The organism is Nonomuraea rubra, from assembly GCF_014207985.1.
Taxonomy (GTDB): Bacteria; Actinomycetota; Actinomycetes; order Streptosporangiales; family Streptosporangiaceae; genus Nonomuraea; species Nonomuraea rubra.
This window is the reverse complement of record NZ_JACHMI010000001.1, coordinates 8,110,374-8,127,455: the sequence shown is the minus strand read 5'-3', so window position 1 is coordinate 8,127,455 and position 17,082 is coordinate 8,110,374. Positions and strand designations below refer to the sequence as shown.

At 72.3% G+C, this 17,082-nt stretch carries 21 protein-coding genes and 1 tRNA gene; 6 read left to right on the top strand and 16 right to left on the bottom strand.

Annotated features, from left to right (window positions below; genetic code table 11):
* Positions 1–6 precede the first annotated feature (6 nt).
* From HD593_RS36880 to HD593_RS36870, 3 genes are all read right to left on the bottom strand, one after another.
* A complete protein-coding gene (locus HD593_RS36880) occupies positions 7–1,458 on the bottom strand; it encodes an AAA family ATPase (RefSeq protein ID WP_185106543.1) in 1,452 nt (483 codons plus the stop codon).
* A gap of 85 nt (positions 1,459–1,543) precedes the next feature.
* The gene (locus HD593_RS36875; protein WP_246546906.1) at positions 1,544–2,596 is read right to left on the bottom strand and encodes a glycosyltransferase; all 1,053 of its coding nucleotides are present in this window, start codon (positions 2,594–2,596) and stop codon (positions 1,544–1,546) included.
* A gap of 157 nt (positions 2,597–2,753) precedes the next feature.
* Positions 2,754–4,586, bottom strand: a complete 1,833-nt coding sequence (locus HD593_RS36870; protein ID WP_246546904.1) for a PP2C family protein-serine/threonine phosphatase — start codon at positions 4,584–4,586, stop codon at positions 2,754–2,756.
* Positions 4,587–4,644: 58 nt separating this feature from the next.
* Between HD593_RS36870 and HD593_RS36865 the strand changes: the two genes are divergently transcribed.
* Positions 4,645–5,364 carry a GAF and ANTAR domain-containing protein gene (locus tag HD593_RS36865; RefSeq protein WP_185106541.1) on the top strand — a complete coding sequence of 240 codons (720 nt, stop codon included), beginning with the start codon at positions 4,645–4,647 and terminating at the stop codon, positions 5,362–5,364.
* Positions 5,365–5,376: 12 nt separating this feature from the next.
* Here HD593_RS36865 and HD593_RS36860 read toward each other — a convergent pair whose 3' ends face one another.
* Entirely contained in the window at positions 5,377–5,733 is a 357-nt protein-coding gene (locus HD593_RS36860) for an STAS domain-containing protein (RefSeq protein WP_185112354.1), read from the bottom strand.
* A 175-nt stretch (positions 5,734–5,908) separates the two neighbouring features.
* Here HD593_RS36860 and HD593_RS36855 point away from each other — a divergent pair, with 175 nt between their 5' ends.
* Entirely contained in the window at positions 5,909–6,679 is a 771-nt protein-coding gene (locus tag HD593_RS36855) for a SigB/SigF/SigG family RNA polymerase sigma factor (RefSeq protein WP_185106540.1), read from the top strand.
* A gap of 16 nt (positions 6,680–6,695) precedes the next feature.
* A complete protein-coding gene (locus HD593_RS63735; RefSeq protein ID WP_185106539.1) occupies positions 6,696–7,112 on the top strand; it encodes an ATP-binding protein in 417 nt (138 codons plus the stop codon).
* Positions 7,113–7,172: 60 nt separating this feature from the next.
* Here HD593_RS63735 and HD593_RS36845 read toward each other — a convergent pair whose 3' ends face one another.
* From HD593_RS36845 to HD593_RS36830, 4 genes are all read right to left on the bottom strand, one after another.
* Entirely contained in the window at positions 7,173–7,370 is a 198-nt protein-coding gene (locus HD593_RS36845) for a hypothetical protein (RefSeq protein WP_185106538.1), read from the bottom strand.
* A 6-nt stretch (positions 7,371–7,376) separates the two neighbouring features.
* Positions 7,377–8,138: a hypothetical protein gene (locus tag HD593_RS36840; protein ID WP_185106537.1), complete on the bottom strand. Its 762-nt coding sequence runs from the start codon at positions 8,136–8,138 to the stop codon at positions 7,377–7,379.
* Positions 8,139–8,144: 6 nt separating this feature from the next.
* Positions 8,145–8,696, bottom strand: a complete 552-nt coding sequence (locus tag HD593_RS36835) for a hypothetical protein (protein WP_185106536.1) — start codon at positions 8,694–8,696, stop codon at positions 8,145–8,147.
* Positions 8,697–8,764: 68 nt separating this feature from the next.
* A complete protein-coding gene (locus HD593_RS36830; RefSeq protein WP_312903960.1) occupies positions 8,765–9,229 on the bottom strand; it encodes a helix-turn-helix domain-containing protein in 465 nt (154 codons plus the stop codon).
* 58 nt (positions 9,230–9,287) lie between these two features.
* Here HD593_RS36830 and HD593_RS36825 point away from each other — a divergent pair.
* Positions 9,288–9,364 (top strand) — tRNA-Pro (locus HD593_RS36825).
* A gap of 70 nt (positions 9,365–9,434) precedes the next feature.
* Positions 9,435–10,109, top strand: a complete 675-nt coding sequence (locus HD593_RS36820) for a hypothetical protein (protein WP_185106535.1) — start codon at positions 9,435–9,437, stop codon at positions 10,107–10,109.
* A 5-nt stretch (positions 10,110–10,114) separates the two neighbouring features.
* Here the strand turns inward: HD593_RS36820 and HD593_RS36815 are convergent, their stop codons facing one another.
* The 4 genes from HD593_RS36815 to HD593_RS36800 all read right to left on the bottom strand — a co-directional run bounded on the left by HD593_RS36815 (position 10,115) and on the right by HD593_RS36800 (position 13,028).
* Complete coding sequence (locus HD593_RS36815; protein WP_221525173.1) at positions 10,115–11,395, bottom strand: NAD(P)/FAD-dependent oxidoreductase; 1,281 nt, start codon at positions 11,393–11,395, stop codon at positions 10,115–10,117.
* Between the two features lie 3 nt (positions 11,396–11,398).
* Positions 11,399–11,590 (bottom strand): ferredoxin, encoded by a 192-nt coding sequence (locus HD593_RS36810; protein ID WP_185106534.1) that lies wholly within the window; start codon positions 11,588–11,590, stop codon positions 11,399–11,401.
* Positions 11,569–12,513, bottom strand: a complete 945-nt coding sequence (locus HD593_RS36805) for a pyridoxamine 5'-phosphate oxidase family protein (protein ID WP_185106533.1) — start codon at positions 12,511–12,513, stop codon at positions 11,569–11,571. The genes HD593_RS36810 and HD593_RS36805 overlap by 22 nt, the downstream gene beginning before the upstream one ends.
* A 62-nt stretch (positions 12,514–12,575) precedes the next feature.
* A complete protein-coding gene (locus HD593_RS36800; protein WP_185106532.1) occupies positions 12,576–13,028 on the bottom strand; it encodes a VOC family protein in 453 nt (150 codons plus the stop codon).
* Positions 13,029–13,145: 117 nt separating this feature from the next.
* Here HD593_RS36800 and HD593_RS36795 point away from each other — a divergent pair, with 117 nt between their 5' ends.
* Positions 13,146–13,751, top strand: coding sequence for a CGNR zinc finger domain-containing protein (locus tag HD593_RS36795; protein WP_312903958.1), 606 nt, complete (start codon positions 13,146–13,148; stop codon positions 13,749–13,751).
* Here HD593_RS36795 and HD593_RS36790 read toward each other — a convergent pair.
* The 4 genes from HD593_RS36790 to HD593_RS36775 are packed head-to-tail and all read right to left on the bottom strand — an operon-like array spanning position 13,744 to position 16,994.
* Positions 13,744–15,174, bottom strand: a complete 1,431-nt coding sequence (locus HD593_RS36790; RefSeq protein ID WP_185106531.1) for an aldehyde dehydrogenase — start codon at positions 15,172–15,174, stop codon at positions 13,744–13,746. The genes HD593_RS36795 and HD593_RS36790 overlap by 8 nt on opposite strands.
* 1 nt (position 15,175) lies before the next feature.
* Positions 15,176–15,382 (bottom strand): tautomerase family protein, encoded by a 207-nt coding sequence (locus HD593_RS36785; RefSeq protein ID WP_185106530.1) that lies wholly within the window; start codon positions 15,380–15,382, stop codon positions 15,176–15,178.
* A gap of 59 nt (positions 15,383–15,441) precedes the next feature.
* Positions 15,442–16,332, bottom strand: coding sequence for a VOC family protein (locus HD593_RS36780; protein ID WP_185106529.1), 891 nt, complete (start codon positions 16,330–16,332; stop codon positions 15,442–15,444).
* Positions 16,329–16,994 carry a class II aldolase/adducin family protein gene (locus HD593_RS36775; protein WP_312903956.1) on the bottom strand — a complete coding sequence of 222 codons (666 nt, stop codon included), beginning with the start codon at positions 16,992–16,994 and terminating at the stop codon, positions 16,329–16,331. Before HD593_RS36775 ends, HD593_RS36780 begins: the two co-directional genes overlap by 4 nt.
* Between the last annotated feature and the right edge of the window lie 88 nt (positions 16,995–17,082).

Genomic DNA, 17,082 nt, shown 5'->3' with positions numbered 1-17,082 from the left:
AAGATCTCACTCGGATAACAACCCTTCTGTCCCTTCCGTCACTCCAGGAACGGAACGCGGGACGGGGCGGACGGTGCGCGGGGCGCCGAGCAGCGAGCGGGTGAGGGCCTCGCGGCCGCGCAGCATCTCCTCCAGCGCGGCCGTCAGGTGCCCCATGCCAGGCCTGTCCGGGACGGGGTCCTCGCGCAGGGACTCCAGCACCGCCCGGCGCAGCAGCTCCTTGAAGAACGAGGCGGTCATGCCCTCGGTCCTGGCCACCAGCCGCTCCAGGTCCGGTCCGGCCAGGTGGGCGGCCCCGTACAGGCGCAGCAGCGCGGCCCGGCAGAGGGCGTTCGGCCTGGGCACCTCCACGGCCAGGTCCACCCGGCCCGGGCGGTCGGCGAGGGCCTCCTCCAGCAGGTCGACGCGGTTCGTGGTGAGCACGAACGTGACGTCGGCGTCGGCGCCGATGCCGTCCATCGCGTCGAACAGCGTGAACAGCAGCGGGCTGCCCTCCGCGGAATGGCGGCGCTCGTGCGCGAGCAGGTCGACGTCCTCCACCACCACGATCGCCGGTTGCAGGCGCCTGGCCAGGGCCGCGGCCTCGGAGACGGCGCTCAGGGCCGTGCCGGCCATGACCACCACCGTCACGCCCGGCATGCGGCCCATCAGGTAACGCACCGTGTGGGTCTTGCCCGTGCCGGGCGGGCCGTGCAGCAGCAGGCCGCGCTTGAGATGCTGGCCGCGGCCGAGCAGCGCCTCCGCGTGCCGGCCGATGCCCGCCACGTGCCGCTCCACCGTCTCCAGCACGCCCTCCGGCAGGATCACCTCGCCGGGGCCGAGTGCCGGGCGCGGCAGGAACCTCACCAGGCTGTTGCCCCGGTGCTCCGAGACGCCGAAGGTGAGGATCTGGCCGCGCATCACGTCGTGCCGGCGCATCAGCCGCTCGATCTCCTCCCGCGCGGCGGTGGCGCTCGTCCTCGACGCGGCGATCACCTCGACCCGGCAGCCCTCCCTGCCGAACATCTCGGCCGGCCCGCGCATCCCGATCACGATGGGCGCGCCGTCCGGCGCGACGGTCTCGACCAGGCCGAACGTCACGACGTCGATCGTCTCGTCCGGGCCGGTCGCGGTGGCGGCGTAGTCGACGGCGCCGATCACGAAGTGTTCGAAGCCGCGTCTGGACATGGTCAGGATGTCCATCGTGTCGCTGTGTGGCCGGCCCTGCGCGGACACGCCGTACCAGGCGGGCTCGCCCCTGGCCGCCAGGTACGCGTCCACGCCGCGCTGGAGGCTGGCGTGCTCCCAGTTCCGGAAGGACTGCGTGACGCACACCAGGTCCTTGAGCGCGCAGGACAGGTGCGCCGTCACCCTGGCCGCCAGCTCGGAGACCGGCCGGGACTCGTCGATGACCTTGTGGGCGTCGTTGAGGAGCTGCTGGAGGGCACGGGCCAGCGCCTGAGCGTCTTGGAGGTCCATGCGCGCACGATCGCACACGCGGGACGGTCCGGAAATGGCGCCGGCAGGTGGCCACCGCCACCTGCCGGAGTCGTGTGCCGAGGGGTCAGGCGCAGGCCGCCTCGTAGACGCGTACGAGCTCCTGGCTCACCCGCTCCCAGGAGTAGCGCGAGCGCGCCCGGTCGGCGCCCGCGTAGCCCAGCGCGGTGCGCAGGGTCGGGTCGTAGAGCAGCTCGCGGGCCAGCCGCGCGGTGCGGGCGGGCCGGTCCGGCGGCACCAGCAGGCCGGTGACGCCGTCGATGATGGAGTCGAGGTGCGCGCCCACGGCCGAGGCGATCACCGGCACGCCGCAGGCCATCGCCTCCAGCGCCACGATGCCCGTCACGGCCTCGCGCGGCACCGACACCACGGCGTCCGCGCTGCGCATCAGCTTCGGTACGGCGGCCCGCTTCACCTGGCCGAGCAGCGTCACCCGGTCGGCCACGCCGAGCTGCTCCGCCAGCGCGCGCAGGCGGCGCGCGTCCCTGTCCTGGTCGAGGTCCTCCGGCTCGGGCCCGCCCGCGATGACCAGCTCGACGTCGCCGAGCCCCGGCAGCGCCCGCACGATCGTGTGCGAGCCGCGGTCGATCGAGAGCGGCCCCACGTGCAGGAGACGCTTGCGGCTGCCGCGCGTGGCGACCGCGCCCCGGCGCTGGAAGCGCTCGGTGTCCACGCCGTACGGCACCACGGCGATGTTGCCGCGCGGCACGCCCAGCCTGATCAGCGCCGACTCCTCGTCGCCCGAGCCCGCGATGACCGCGTTGGCCCGGCGGCCGAGTGCCCGCTCCAGCTCCATGTGGGTGGTGTCGACCGTATGGAACGTCTGCGTGACGGGAACGCCCAGCCCCTTGGCGCCCGCCACCGCGACCAGCCCGCCGGTCCACGAGTGCGCGTGGATCACGTCGGGACGATCCTGGTTCCACCGCTTCATCAACTGGTTGCCGACCTCGTTGAGGTAGGGCACCACGTCGTCACCCGTGAGCTCCTCGGCCGGGCCCACGTCGATGTGCTCCAGCGTGACACCCGGGGCCACCCGCGTCTTGGGCTTGCCATCGGCGTTGTCACGGCGGGAGTAGATGGTGACGTGATGCTCGCGCCCCAGCTCGCGTGCAACGGACATGATCCGGTGGCGCTGGTTACCGTTTGCGGAAGCGACGATCGCGATATTCATGGCACACCTCAGCGTGGAAAGCGTTAAAGGTGTGCCTGCGTCTTAGGCACGTCGTTCTACGTCTTCGACCATACCCAGATTTCCGTCGATCGCAAACCCCCGCAGATCAGACACCTCGCAGCGCGAAGACCACGATCTCGTCCCACACCTGGCCGCCGGAGAACGTGTGCCGATCCGCCTCCACCGCCTTGACCACGGTGGACGGCGCCTGGCCCGCGCACCGGCTGAGCACGTCGGCCAGCCGCTCCTCCCCGTACGGCTCGCCGTGCTCGTTCCTGGAGGAGATCAGCCCCTCCGAGTACAGCAGCAGCGTCTCCCCGGGGGAGATCGTCAGCGTCTCCACCCCGGTCTCCGCCTCGGGCGAGATGCCCAGCGGCACGCCGCCGCCCGCCGCGAAGCGCACGCCGCCGTCGGACTGCAACGTCACGGCCGGATGGTGCCCGGCCGACGACAGCCGGATCTCCCGCCCCTTCACGAACCCCGCCACGGCCATCACGAACATGCCCGTGCCCTGCGTCACCAGGGCCTGGTTGACCTTGCGCATCACCAGGTCGGGATCGGTCTCCCAGACGCTGAGCACGCGTAGCCCGCCGCGCACCATGGCGCTGACCGAGGCCGCCTCCTCGCCCTTGCCCGCGGCCCCGCCCAGCGCGAAGCCCCAGCCGCCCGAGACGGGGAACACGTCGTAGAACTCGGCGCCCACCGACGAGCCCGGGTGGTAGACGGCCGCCGCCTCGTAGCCGGGCACGTCGGGCAGGTTGCGCGGGGCGACGCTGGCCGACAGGGCGTCCGCGGCCCGCGAGCGGCTCTGAAAGCTGCTCTGAGCGCGTACGGCCAGCCCGATCTGCAGCCCCACCTCCTGCAGCACGGCCAGGTCCGCCAGCGCGAACGGCGGCCTGTCGTGCCCCCGCACCAGCGTCAGCACCCCGTCGCCGCGGCCGATCGGCACGCACAGCACCGAGCCGGCGCCCATCGCGGTCAGCAGCGGCCCGTCGGCGCAGAAGCCGAGCAGCGTGTCGTCGTCCACCATCTCCAGCACCATGCCGGAGCCCCGATCGAGCACCTGCAGCACGAGCTGGCTGCCCGACGGGTCGGCGGACTCGACGTGCCGGACGAGCTCGCCCAGCGGGTGGTTCTTGGGCGCCATGACGACCGAGCGGCGCGGCGCGCCGTCGCGGACCATGTCGGCCACGACCCAGTCGGCCCACTCGGCCGCGAGCAGCCGCGAGGCCCGCTGCAGCGCGACGGGGCGCAGCAGCGCCTCCTCGTCGAGCAGCAGCCTGCCCATGCGCGTCAGCAGATCCTGCCGCTTGGCCGCGGCCAGCAGCAGCGCGCCGTCGCTCTGCTCGGGCCGGCGCGCGCCCGGCTCGGGGAGCTGCACCTCGGTCGGCAGCGCCACCGCCGCCACCATCTGCTGCGGCTCGCCCGGCATCGTCAGCCTGGTCAGCGCGAGCTGGACGGTGTGCGTGCGCCCCTGGTGCGCCAGCCTGGTCTCGAACGCCGCCGGCTGCCCGGTCTGCAGCACCGACGTCAGGTGCGAGCGGAACGCCGCCCGTCGCGACACGTCCACCAGCAGCGGGAACGAGCGCCCCACCAGGTAGCCGTCGGGGCTGCCGAGCACGCGGGAGGTCTCGGGGTTGATCCGGCGCACCACGCCGCCACCGTCGAGCACGACGACGGGCACGGGGAAGGCCCGCAGGACCTGGCGCAGCAGCTTCAGCTCCCGCTGGCCGCCGTCCTTGCGGCCGGTGGCCCGCTTGGGAGCCTTGCGCAGCTCCTCCTGGGCCTCGGCCAGCAGCTCGGCGGCGGTGTCGAGCTCGGCGAGCGCGGCGTCCAGCGTGGGTGCCAGGTCGGCTGGGTAAGCGGCCCTCGCTTCGCGCAACGAGGAGACGCGCCCGGTCAGCGCGTCAAGCGCGTGTTCGAGGTCCGGCATGGTCATGGTCTGACGCTACGCCACTCGGGATAATGCTAGCCATAAGGGGTAGAAGCTTGTTGCTATGGAATCGACCGCGATGATCACCCCTGGCCTCGCCCGAGATCTCGCCGCACTGGGCCGCCTGGGGGAGGACACCTCGACCGAGAGCGTACTGCGCGGCCTGACCACGGCGCTGGCCACCGGCGTGCCCAACTGCTCGGGCGCCTCCGCCGAGCACTGGCGTGACCACCGGGTCATCGTCTCAGGCTCCCACAGCGAGCTGATCATGCTCGTCGAGGGCGAGCGCGAGCTGGGGGAGGGCCCCTCCGTCGAGGCCAGGCAGAGCGGCGGCCGCGCCACCGTCACGGACGTGCTCAAGGAGACCCGCTGGCCCCGCTACGACGCGCTGGCCACCCGCTGGGGCGTGCGCTCCGTGCTCGTCGTGCCCATCGAGGTGTCGCCCGCGCTGCTCGTCGTCGGCCTCTACTCCGTACGGCCCGGCGCCTTCTCCCCCCAGGGGGCGGGCTCGCTCGCCGACATGCTGACCGAGCAGGTCGGCGTGGCCATGGCGAACATGTGGGAGTTCGAGGAGGTGCGCACCGACCACGCGCAGCTCCAGGAGGCCCTGGCCGGCCGCTCGGTGATCGACCAGGCCAAGGGCATCATCATGCAGACCAGCGGATGCACCGCCGAGGCCGCCTTCGAGGAGCTGCGCAGGATCTCCCAGCACCACCAGGTCAAGGTGGCCGACCTGGCCAGGCTGCTGGTCGACGAGCACCAGCGCAAATCGGCGCGGCCCTGAGGGGCCGGCCGGTCACTTGATGGCGGCCAGCGCGTCCTCCAGCGTGTCGTAGAGCGGCAGGCGCTGGGCCAGGCCGGTGATCCACATCACCTTGGACTTGGAGTACTCGACCCCGATCAGCGCGAACTTGGCGCCCGCCGCCAGGCTCGTCTGCCAGTGGTGCACGATCAGCCCGAGCGCGCGCGAATCCATGAACGTCACCCCGGCCAGGTCCAGGATCAGGTCCGAGCCCGCCATCGCGAGGTAGTCGGCGAACTGGGCCCGGGTCGTGGCGTCGAGCACGCCGTCGACCCTGACCACGGTGATCTCGTCCACGGTCGACGACGTCAGGCTGAGGGCCGCCACTGGCTCCTCGCCGTTCTCCGGCATTGTCACGGAGCAACCCTACTGTCACCGCGCGATCGAGGAATACTTCCCGGCGCATGGGGGATACTGGAGCCGAAGTCCAGCAGAGGGCTTCGGTCTCGAGAGTAGAGCGAGGCGTGCCTCTGCATGGGCTTTTTCCTTTGCGGCAGGCCGCCTGCGACCCATATGAGGAGCAGCGATGGCTGTGCAGGAATACGTCCTCGAGGAGATGACCGCGGAAGAACTTCTGGCCGAGATGGCCAGGGAAGAGACGCCCGACAGCCACAGGGAGCGCCTGCGCGAGCGCATCGTCGAGATGCACCGCCCGCTCGCCATGGAGATCGCCCGCCGCTACCGCTACCGCGGCGAACCTTTGGAGGATCTCCTCCAGGCCGCGTATGTTGGCCTGATGAAAGCCGTCAACGGCTTCGACCCGACCCTCGGGCACGCGTTTCGCGGGTACGCGGTCGTGACGATGACCGGCGAGGTCAAGCGCCACTTCCGCGACCGCACCTGGGCCATCCGGGTGCCGCGGCTCTACCAGGAGCGCCGTTCGGAGCTCAACCGGCTCGTGGCCGACCTCAGCCAGGACCTCGGCCGGTCCCCGACCGTGGCCGAGCTGGCGGCCAAGATGAACATCAGCGAGGAGGACGTCCTGCTCACGCTCGACGCCTCCGCCGCGTACAGCACCCTGTCGCTCGACGCGCCGCTCGGCACCGACGACGACGCCGCCTCGCTCGGCGACGTCATCCCCGAGGACGACGACACGCTGAGCAACATGGTCGACAGGGAGGCCGTCAAGCCGCTCATCGACGCGCTGCCCTCCCGCGAGAAGCACATCCTGCTGCTGCGCTTCTTCGGCAACATGACGCAGGCCGAGATCGCGGCCGAGTTCGGAATCTCCCAGATGCATGTATCGCGCATTCTCCGCAAGGTTCTCGACCAGCTTCGCGCCGAGCTGGTCGGCTGACGAGGGCGGTCGCCGGGTGAACGAGGACGTCGAGCCTCAGTCGGGCTACACGAGCCCGCCACCCGGCGCGCCCGTGAAATCGCTGCTGTTCCGGCTGGCCGACCTGCCGGAGGTCCGGCAGTTCGCCGAGGAGGAGGCCCGGGCCGTCGGCATGCCCGAAGAGGTCATCGGCGACTTCGTCATCGCCGTCAACGAGGTGGCGACCAACGCCGTCACCCACGGGGCCGCCGACGCCCGCATGCGTACCTGGGTGATCAGCGGAGATCTGATCGTCGAGGTGCACGACGACGGCGCCTGGAAGCCGGGGCCGCTGCCCGGCGCCGTCGGCGGCATGGGGCTGTGGGTGGCGCGGCTGCTCTCCTCGGACCTGACCCTGCGCGTCGGCAGCGGCGGCAGCACGGTGATCATGAGGTTCCCCGGCAAGGGTGGCTGACCACCCCTGAACAGCGGATCGCCGGACGGCACGGCCGCCCGGCGATCCTTTTCGATCCCGCTATCGGCGGGCTCTGCCCCGCCAGTTGCTGTAACCCGTACGGATGCTGGCCGTGCCGACGCCTGCCTGGTGCAGGGCCAGCAGGGTCAGCCCCAGCAGGACGAACGTCATGCCGGAGAACCCGCCGGGAATCGTCGCGCCTACCAGGTCGAGCAGGAAGCCCAGCCCGAAGATGATCGCTGCGATGACCGCGAGCATGTCATGTCACCTCATTCCCTGACTCTGGAACGGATCAGGCTGCGAGGTCTGCGCCGGCAGTGTCTGTTGTGCCGGCTGTGTCTGTTGTGCCGACTGTGCCGGTTGTGCCGGTGACTTGCTGGACAGGGCCAGCAGGCGTTCCAGGACCGTCCGGTAGTCGCGCAGGGCCAGGCGCAGCTGCTCGGTGTCGGCGCTGCTCCCGGTCTCCTTCCAGCGGTCGCGCAGGGCGTTCGTCCGGTTGCTCAACGTGCTGGTGAGGGAGTCCACCACCTCGCTGACCAGCCCGTCCGCCCGCTGCACGGCCTCGCCGGGGTCGTCCACGAAGGAGGACTGCACGTCGCGCCAGCGGGCCTGCACCTCGGCGGGGTCCTGGTCGAACAGCACGATGTCGTCGGGGGCGGCGTGGGAGCCGGCGGTGGCGTGGGCGGGGTCGGGGGCGGGCTCGGGCTCCGGCTCGGCCAGCATGTCGCCGCCGGTCCTGGCGTACGGGTCCCGGTACGAGGGGTCGTCGTCGGCGACGGTGGCGCCGGGGACGGCGGCCGCGTACTCCTCATCGGCGCGGGGGCTGCGGCCCGTCCCTTCCTCCTCCTCGTCGTTGTGCCGGGGGAGGTTCTCGGTCCTGGCCTCGCTGCGGGCGAGCTCGTCGCCGTCGACGGGGTCGTTCCTCAGGGCGTCGTGGTCGTTCCTCAGGGCGTCGTGGTCGTCGTCGTTGTCGTGTGCGTCATCACGCTGCTGCTGCGACGGGACCTTCAGCTCGTCGCTGCTCATATGCGTTCACCGTCCTCGGGTGGTCTCTTGCAGCAGCTCCTCGAACAGCGCGCGGTAGTGCACCATGGCCTGACGGAGGTCCTCGGTGGAGGCCTCCTTCCTGGCCGCGCGCCCGCTGATCTCGTGAGCCGTCCTGTAGTGGTCGAGTGTCGCGGCGTGCCCCACCGACAGGTCGGACACCCGCTGCTCGAAGTTCTCCGTGGGGTAGCCGCGCTCGGCCATGACCGCGGTGACGAGCTGGTCGGCCTCGGTCACCGCGAACCCGGGTGCGTCCACGAAACGTTCCTGCACCTCGGTCCACCGGTTGGCGTAGGTGTCGCGCGACTCCTGTGTCAGGGGGCGGATGTCGAGGCCGGCGTGCCGCTGCTCGCGGCTGAGTAGTTCCTGCTCCGCCTCGCGGCGGTTGTTGTCGTGCTCTGCGACTATGCGTTCGTACTCGGGGCCGAAGCGTTCGCGGAGATGGGTGCGGCGCTTCTGCTGCTGCAGCACGAAATAACCGACTGCGGCGAGCGCCACCACCGCGACCACGACGACGGCCACCCAAGCCCAGGTGGACATGATGTTCGCCTCCGGTCTCTGTGTCGAGACCAGCGACTGCCCTCGAACGGCAGGTCGAAACGCCTTTCTCAGCGGGTGTCGAGTGCCTTCCTGGCCGCGGCCAGCACGGATGCGACGTGCGAGCCCTGAGGGGCGGCGGGCACCTCCGTGAAGCCGCCGGCGGCGTCATAACGCACGTCGAGCCCGGCGTCCACGAGCCGCTGCGCCCACCGCAGCGCCGTGTTCAGCCGCTCCGCCGCGGGCGGCTTCCCCTGGGCCGCGGCCGACAGGTTCCGCAGGTTCGTGGCCGGCCCGGACTGGGCGTGCTCGCGGGCCAGCTTCCACGGGAGCGCGGCGCTGTGGTCCAGCATCGGCTTGGCCAGCCCGGCGGCCCGCTTCGCCTGCAGCACCCCCGACTCGCTGACGCCGAAGTGAGCGGCCAGCTCCTGCACGCTCATCCCCTCCGCCACCCGCCGCGCCAGCTCCTCGCGATCAATGGTCGGCTTGCGCCCCACCTGGCCGCCTCCGCTCCCGCTCTCCGTGTACGCGTGCACGTCCGATGTGCGCTAAGGTTATGACGTCCCGCCCCCCAGAGGGGCGGCCGACACAAGCCGGGACGTAGCGCAGCTTGGTAGCGCACTTGACTGGGGGTCAAGGGGTCGCAGGTTCAAATCCTGTCGTCCCGACCAGGGTTTCGCTGGTCGATCAGGGTGTCACTCTTCCGGGTGGCACCCTTTCGCACATCTGGGTGAGGATCGGATGGTGGACTGGTCACGGCAGAGCCTCATCTTCACCTCCGAGCAGCCGGTCCGGAGCGCGGCGCGGGCACTCGCGGCGGCGCTCGGCATCGAGCTGGAGGAGACGCACCGCGACGGGTTCGTCAGCTTCCACGCCGGCGGCCCGGACGGGGAGTCCATCGGGGTCACGGACACCGACGCCCAGCGCGCCATGTTCGGCTCCCTGCCCGCCGAACAGCGGGAGGCGGTGCTCGCTACGATCCCGCGCGAGCCGACCGGCGTCCTGATCCATGCCACCGGCCGTGCCGGGAGCGTCGTCGACGCGCTGACCTCCGCGGGTTTCACCCTCACGCACCGTGACCCGTTCCCACCTGCCGACGTCCAGGAGGCCGACGCGGCCTGGGCGCGGCTGCTGCCCGAGCTGCGGTCCAGGGGCTGGGAGATCGACGTCACCTGCTTCGCCGCGCCGGTCCAGCTCGAAGGGGCCGTCCCCGAGGGTGACCGGTTCTACTACCGGTGCCGCTGGGACACCTGCTCACTCGACATCGGCGGCGACGACCCGTCCGCCGTCGGCGACTGGGTGGGCGAGCAGAGCCTCGAAGGCGAGTACGCGGCGAGCTACCTCCACCCGGACGAGGCCGTCCGCATCCTGCTGGAGCTCCATGGGCGGTGGCTCCAGGAGGCCGGCACCGGCTGAGCGGGTCATGCGTACGCCTCGGCCAGCAGGTGGCGATAGGCGGACAGGTGGCGTACGAAACCGGCGGTCACCGCGCCGACCACGCGGCCGTCACGCTGGTACTCGACCAGGAAGCGGCCGTCGGGTTCGAGGTGGACCAGCCGCGGCCGGTAGCCGGTGCCGGTGACGCCGACGGACCGCAGGCGGTGGCCGTACAGGTCGCACCAGAACGACGGGACCGCGCCGGGCGGGGCGGCGGCGCCGAGGAGGGACCGGGCCGCGTGCGCGCCCTGCTCGACGGCGGCACTGTAGTGCTCCACCCGGACGAGCTCCCCGCCCAGCAGGACGGACGGCCGCCGGGCGACGTCTCCGGCCGCGGCCACCCCCGGCGCGGCCAGGCCGTGGCGGTCGGTGACGACACCCCCGTCCAGGCGCAGGCCGGAGCCGTGGAGCCAGCCGAGCTCCGGTTCGGCGCCGAGAGCCACGACGAGCAGGTCCGCCGGGAGGACCGTGCCGTCGTCGAGGCGTACGTGCTCGACGCGGCCGGTGCCGGCGGCGGCGGCCACGCGGCGGCCGAGCCGCAGGTCGACGCCGTGGGCGCGGTGCAGGTCCGCGATGACGGCGCCGAGACGCTCGCCCAGCGGCCGGCGCAGCGGCACCCGGCCGGGTTCCACCAGGGTGACCGGCAGGTCCAGGGACCGCAGGGTGGCGGCCAGCTCCGAGCCGAGGAAGCCGGCGCCGGCGATCACCACGCGGGGGCGGGCGCCGAGCGCGGCCCGCAACGCCCGGGCGTCGTCGAGGCCGCGCAGCGTGACCACGCCGGGCAGGCCGGCGGTGCCCGGCAACGTTCTGGCCCGCGCTCCGGTGCCCGGCAACGTTCTGGCCCGCGCTCCGGTGGCGATGATCAGGCCGTCGAACGCGACAGGCTCCAGGGCGCCGCGGAGCAGCCGGCGGCCGGCCAGATCCAGGCCGGTGGCCGGCTGGCCGAGCAGCCAGGTGGCGCCGAGCTCGCCGGTGCCCGGGAGGGCGACGTCGGCCTCCGGGTCGAGCAGGAACTCCTTGGACAGGGGCGGCCTGCGGTAGGGCCGGTGGCGTTCGGCGCCGACCAGGCTGATCTCGCCGTCGTACCCGAGGCGCCGCAGCTCCTGCGCGGCGGTCAGCCCGGCCAGGCCGGCGCCCGCGATGGCGATACGGCGCATGGCCAGGCCGGCGGTGGTGGTGGCGACGCGGCGCATGGCCAGGCCGGCGCCTGCCGTATCGATGCGGCGCATGGCCAGGTGGGCGCCGGCGGTGGCGATGTGGCGCACCGTTCAGTCCCCGTCCAGGGAGATGGCCCGCACCGGGCAGGACAGGACGGCCTGCTCGACCGCGGGCCGCAGCGCGTCGCCGGGCGTGGCGTCGTACACCAGCTCGTCATCGTCGTCGAGCGCGAACACCGCAGGGGCGGCGAACACGCACTGGGCATGGGTCTCGCACAGGGTCAGGTCGACACGGACGCGCATGGCTGCCTTTCATCGAGGGCGGGGTTGAACCGCGAGTACTTGCCGAAGGACCAGCGCTGGGGGAGGCCGCCGGTGATCTGGACGACCCGTTCGACGTCGAAGTCGACCAGGCGCTGCGCGCCCGGCACGGCGGCGGCCCTGACCGGATCCCAGTCGACCCGGGCACGGCCGGTCAGGTGCAGCGTGTGCCCGTGCTCCCAGTCCAGGAACAGCAGCCCGCAGCGTGGTTCGAGCTCGAGGTTGCCCAGCGTCATGTACATGGAGTTGCCGAGGTAGTCGGGCCACGTCAGCCGGCGGGCGCCGGACACGGTGACGAAGCCGGGGTTGCCGCCCCGGTGCGAGGCGTCGGCCCCCAGCCCGGCCACCCGGGTGGCGATGAAGAACGTGTCGGCCGTGGCGACCCACCGCCGCTGATCGGCGGTCAGCTCGCCCGTGACGTGCGCGGTCCCGCCGCTGGCGGGCGGGGTGTCGGCGTAGGTGCGGGTCTGGATGTACTTCGGGCAGTTGGAGTACACCTGCTCGGTACGCACCACGAGCCGGCCGCCGTCGGCCCGGGCACGGCCGTTGACCCGCATGCGCCTGCGGCTGGACGGCTCGATCGCGAGGATGCCGATGTCCCGCCCGATGTCAGGCGCGCCGTCGAACGCGCCGGCGAGCGGGTCGCCGGGGCCGGGGAGCCGGTCGGCGACGACGGTACGGTCACCGGGCGCGGTGACGAACCCTGGCGGGCCGGTGAGCGCGCTCGCCCATGGGGTGCCGCTCTCGTCGGCGGCCGCGATGACCACCAGTCGTTGCAGGCCGAGAAATTCGGCGGCCACCGGGGGGACGGCCGCGCCCACGCCGGCCGATCCCCAGCCGTCGGCCGTCACGCCGGCGCGGCGCTGCACCGCGCGTTCGCCCTGATGAAGCACGGGATGAGGCATGGGAGGCTCCTTTCGTTGCCGGCCCGGGCCGCGGCGTGCGGCCCGGGGCGCGAGTGGCCGTCTTAGAAGAAGCCGCAGGTGGGAGAGCCCTGGACGGGCGCGGGTGCGAGGTCGGCACCGGTGGGCGCGTAGATCTCCAGGCGGATGCCGTCGGGGTCGGTGAAGAAGACACCGCCGGAGGACGCGCCCTCGCCGTGCGGGACGATCCCGTCGTAGGCGAACTCCACCCCGAGCTCCCGGAGGACGGCCTCGGCGCGGCGGACCGCCTCGATGTCGGGCACCTGGAACGACATGTGGTGCAGGCCGGGACGGTCGGTGGCGAACGTGCCGCCGCTCTGCTGCCACAACGCGACCACCAGGGTGCCGTCGCGGCCGAGGAGGGCGAACCTGCGGTCGCCGTCGGTGCGCTCGGCCATGGTCTCGAAGCCGAAGACCGTGCCGTAGAAGGCGGTGGAACGTGCCAGGTCGGTCACGTTCAGGGCGACGTGCCCGGGCTGCAGGGCCGGTGTGCTCATGCGGAAACTCCAAGCTGGATGGGACGACCCCATTTTCTAATGGATCGCTGCCATGATGGCCATTAGAATGCTGGCAGCCGTTTCTAGCGGTGTCAACTCGGAGGTAGCGTTAGAAAGGTGGAAGTGGCACACCTGACAGGCGGCGGCGCCCCACTCCTGGGCGAACCGCCGCCGATCGAACTCGGCAACACCTCGTACGCGGTCAGAGGCCGTGCCAGGGAGGGGCTGGAAAGCGCGGAACACCTGGCGGCGTGGCTGCGTGACGTGCGCCCGCACCTGGCGGTCACGCTCGCGGACGCCGACCTGCACGACGTGACCGACGGCGACCTGCATGCCGCCAGGGAGCTCAGGGACGTCATCCGCTCGCTGGCCGCCGCGACCATGGACGGCCGCGAACCCGATCCGGCCACGGTCGCGACCCTGAACCATCACGCGAGCCTGACCCCGCGGTGGCGCGAGCTGCGCACGGCCCCCGAGCCGGGCATGACGGTGTGCAGCGCGGGGCGGCCCGTGGCGGCCGCGCTCGCGTGGCTGGCAGAGGAGGCCGTGGCCCTGTTCGCCGGGCCGCTCCGCCACGACCTGCGTGCCTGCCACGGCCCCGGCTGCGTGTTGTACTTCGTCCGCGAGAGCCCGCGGCGCGAATGGTGCTCGCCCGGCTGCGGCAACCGGGCGCGGGCCGCCCGCCACTACGCCAAGGTGCGGCAGGGGCCCCAGATCAGCTGATCTGCATGACGACGGCCTTGGGCTCGGTGAAGAACTCGCGGCTGAAGGTGCCGCCCTCGCGGCCGACGCCCGAGTCGCCCACGCCGCCGAAGGGGGCGCGCAGGTCGCGGATGAAGAAGCAGTTCACCCAGACCGTGCCGGCGCGCAGGCGGGCCGAGACGCGGTGGGCACGTGACAGGTTCTCGGTGAACAGCATGGCGTTGAGGCCGTAGCGGGTGCCGTTCATGAGGGCGACGACCTCGTCCTCGGCGTCGAACGGGGTGACCGTGACCACCGGGCCGAATATCTCCTCGCGCTGGTGGCGGCCGGTGGCGGGCATGCCGGTGACGATCGTCGGGCGGACGAACCAGCCGTCGCCGAGCCCGCCCGAGTGCACGGTGCCGCCCTCGCCGGCGACGGTCTCGACGTAGCCGCGGACCTTGCGGTAGTGGGTCTCGGAGGCCAGCGGGCCGAGGTCGGTGGACTCCTGCTTGGGGTCGCCCAGGCGCATGGCCTCGGCGCCGGCCGTGAAGCGGGCCAGGAACTCCTCGAAGACCGGCCGCTGCACGTACAGGCGAGAGCCCGCCAGGCAGACCTGGCCGGCGTTGGTGAAGATGGCCTTGAGCGACCAGTCCACGGCGTTGCCCAGGTCGGCGTCGGCGAAGACGGCGTTGGCGCCCTTGCCGCCGAGCTCCAGGCTGACCGGCACCAGGTGCTTCGCGGCGGCGGCCGAGATGACCCGGCCCGTCGCGGACTCGCCGGTGAAGGTGATGCGGTCGATCCCCGGGTGCTCGGTCAGCGCCTGCCCGGCCGAGCCGGGGCCGTAGCCGTGCACGACGTTCAGCACGCCGGGCGGCAGGCCCGCCTCCAGCGCGAGCCGGGCGAGGATGGTGGCGGAGGCGGGGGTGTCCTCGGCGGGCTTGAGCACGACCGTGTTGCCCCACGCCAGCGCGGGCGCGATCTTCCAGGTCTCCAGCATGAGCGGGAAGTTCCACGGCGCGATGGCGGCGGCCACGCCCACCGGGTCGTACCGGGTGTAGGCGTGGTGGCCGGAGTCCATGGGGAGCGCTTCAGCTGGTGTCAGGCGGGCGTGGTCGGCGAAAAAACGGAAGTTGTCGGCGGCGCGGGGCACGTCCTTGCCGCGGCTCTGGGCGATCGGCTTGCCCATGTCGCGGGTGTCGGCCAGGGCGAGCCGGTCGGTGTCGGCCACGATGAGGTCGGCCAGGCGGTGCAGCAGCCGGCCGCGTTCCGCGCGGCTCAGGCGCGGCCAGGGGCCCTCGTCGAAGGCCCGCCGGGCCGCCGTCACGGCCCGGTCCACTTCGCCGGCGCCGCCGAGCGCCACCTCCGCCCACGGCTCGCGGGTGTAGGGGTCGACGCTGGCGAACGTCTCGCCGCTCGCGGACTTCACCTCCGCGCCGTCGATGACGTGTCCGAAGAATTCCATGTCAACCACCTCTGCTGGCTTCGTCGCGTTCGGCCAGCGTCTGGTCGCCGGCCGCCCAGTGGGTGCGCGGCACCTCCCGTACGATCACCCGGATGCTCTGCGCGGGAGAGCCCAGCGAGCGCTCCACGGCGGCGTGCACCTCGTGGATGAGCGCCCTGATCGCGGCCGGATCGCGCCCTTCCGACAGCGTCACTTCCACCAGCGGCATGTCACACTCCTCATGGTCTCGCGCTCCGGCGGCACCTCGGCGGTGCGTTCGGTCATGGGTCAGCCCTGCCCGAGCGGACGGCGGAGCTGGGGCTGGGTGTGCACCCGGCGGGTCGGGCCCTGCCACATGTCGATGGAGCCGATCTCGGCCGGGTCGAAGTAGCGGGGCCGCCAGGCGTCCTCGTCGGTGATGAGCCGCACGCCCCAGGAGTACTCGTACGTGATGCCCTCCGGGCCCTTGAAGTAGACGAAGACGGCCGTGGACTGCGGGTGGCGGCCGGGGCCCATCTCGATCTCGACGCCGTTCGCCTCCAGGAAGTGCCAGTTGCGCATGACGTCGTCGAGCGAGTCGACCTGGAAGTTGATGTGGCACAGGCCCGGCTCGCTGCCCTGGAAGACGGCCAGCTTGTGGTGGACCTGGTCGATGCGCATGAGGCAGGCCCAGTCGCCGATCCAGTCGGAGACGCGGGCGTTGAAGTGGCCGTTCCAGAACCGGTACGCCTCGCGCACGTCGGGGGCGTCCAGGCACAGGTGGCCGAACTCGGTGATGCCGGACGCGCGGCCGCCGTGCACGGGCGCGGTCAGCGTGACCTGGTCGATCGCCAGGTCGACACGGTTGCCGAAGGGGTCGTCGAAGGCGATGAAGTCGCGGACGCGGCGGGAGCGGGCGGCCTTGGCATCGCCCCTGGCGACCTCGATGCCGGCCCTCTCCAGCTCGGTCTCGGCGGCGGCCAGCGCGTCCTCGTCGCGGACCAGGAAGCCGGAGCTGATCACCCCGGACTCGCCCTCGACCAGGGCCAGGCAGTGGTGGCGCTGGTCGGCGCGCAGGTAGGCGACGCCGTCCTCCTGGGCGGTCAGCTCCATGCCGACGATGTCCACGGCGAAGCGCACCGCGTTGTCCAGGTCGGCCGCTCCCGAGCGGACGTAGGCGATGTCGGTTAACTCGATCATGAAGTCTCCCGGAGATGGGACCAGATGCGGCCGGTCAGTTCGGTACGCACGGCCCGCCAGGCCTGCTGCTCGGCGGGCGTGATGGGGGTGGGGGTGCCCGAGGCGGCGGCGGTGGCGTTCATGCGGGCGCTCGCCTCCAGCACCCACATCAGGGCGACGGCCTCGCCGACGCTCGCGCCGACGGTCACCGCGCCGTTGCCCCGCATGACGAGGGCGGGGGCATCGGCCAGGTGCTCGGCCAGCGCCCTGCCGCGGGCGCGGTCGCGTACCAGCACGGCGTCGTCGAACACGGGCACCTCGGGGCCGAGGAACGCGCCCTGACCGTGCAGCGGCAGGATCGGCACCCCGGCCGAGGCCAGCGCGGTGGCGGTGGGCGGCTGCGCCCGGCAGATCGCGTGCACGCCGGGCCGCGCCCTGGCGATCTCGACGTGGATCCACGCCTCCCTGGGAGCGTTCGCAGGGAGGCCGGGGGCGTCCAGGGGGATCTCCGCGTACGGGGCGCCGGGGGTGAGCGTCCCCAGCGGCACCGGCGGGGTCATGAGCAACCGGTCGGCCGGTAGCCGGGCCGACACGTGCCCGAACGCGGTGACCAGCCCGGCCGCCGCCAGCACCCGACCGGCGTCCGCCAGCGCCCGCACCGTGTCCGCCGGTTCTGCGTTCACGCCAGGTCCTCCTCGTTGATCAGGCAGGACCATACATGTATCTCGATACATGTTCTAGGGGTTCTGTGTGCCTCCCTATGCTGAGGGG

Bases quoted from the DNA above. Each gene is read 5' to 3' on its own strand.
- HD593_RS36840 (WP_185106537.1), bottom strand. From the start codon at position 8,138: ATGAGCAGCGACGAGCTGAAGGTCCCGTCGCAGCAGCAGCGTGATGAC.
- HD593_RS36785 (WP_185106530.1), bottom strand. From the start codon at position 15,382: ATGCCGCTGGTGGAAGTGACGCTGTCGGAAGGGCGCGATCCGGCCGCG.
- HD593_RS36845 (WP_185106538.1), bottom strand. From the start codon at position 7,370: ATGCTCGCGGTCATCGCAGCGATCATCTTCGGGCTGGGCTTCCTGCTC.
- HD593_RS36835 (WP_185106536.1), bottom strand. From the start codon at position 8,696: ATGTCCACCTGGGCTTGGGTGGCCGTCGTCGTGGTCGCGGTGGTGGCG.
- HD593_RS36875 (WP_246546906.1), bottom strand. From the start codon at position 2,596: ATGTCCGTTGCACGCGAGCTGGGGCGCGAGCATCACGTCACCATCTAC.
- HD593_RS36800 (WP_185106532.1), bottom strand. From the start codon at position 13,028: ATGAGCACACCGGCCCTGCAGCCCGGGCACGTCGCCCTGAACGTGACC.
- HD593_RS36780 (WP_185106529.1), bottom strand. From the start codon at position 16,332: ATGATCGAGTTAACCGACATCGCCTACGTCCGCTCGGGAGCGGCCGAC.
- HD593_RS36810 (WP_185106534.1), bottom strand. From the start codon at position 11,590: ATGCGCGTCCGTGTCGACCTGACCCTGTGCGAGACCCATGCCCAGTGC.
- HD593_RS36860 (WP_185112354.1), bottom strand. From the start codon at position 5,733: ATGCCGGAGAACGGCGAGGAGCCAGTGGCGGCCCTCAGCCTGACGTCG.
- HD593_RS36790 (WP_185106531.1), bottom strand. From the start codon at position 15,174: ATGGAATTCTTCGGACACGTCATCGACGGCGCGGAGGTGAAGTCCGCG.
- HD593_RS36820 (WP_185106535.1), top strand. From the start codon at position 9,435: ATGGTGGACTGGTCACGGCAGAGCCTCATCTTCACCTCCGAGCAGCCG.
- HD593_RS36805 (WP_185106533.1), bottom strand. From the start codon at position 12,513: ATGCCTCATCCCGTGCTTCATCAGGGCGAACGCGCGGTGCAGCGCCGC.
- HD593_RS36855 (WP_185106540.1), top strand. From the start codon at position 5,909: ATGGCTGTGCAGGAATACGTCCTCGAGGAGATGACCGCGGAAGAACTT.
- HD593_RS36880 (WP_185106543.1), bottom strand. From the start codon at position 1,458: ATGGACCTCCAAGACGCTCAGGCGCTGGCCCGTGCCCTCCAGCAGCTC.
- HD593_RS36865 (WP_185106541.1), top strand. From the start codon at position 4,645: ATGGAATCGACCGCGATGATCACCCCTGGCCTCGCCCGAGATCTCGCC.
- HD593_RS36870 (WP_246546904.1), bottom strand. From the start codon at position 4,586: ATGACCATGCCGGACCTCGAACACGCGCTTGACGCGCTGACCGGGCGC.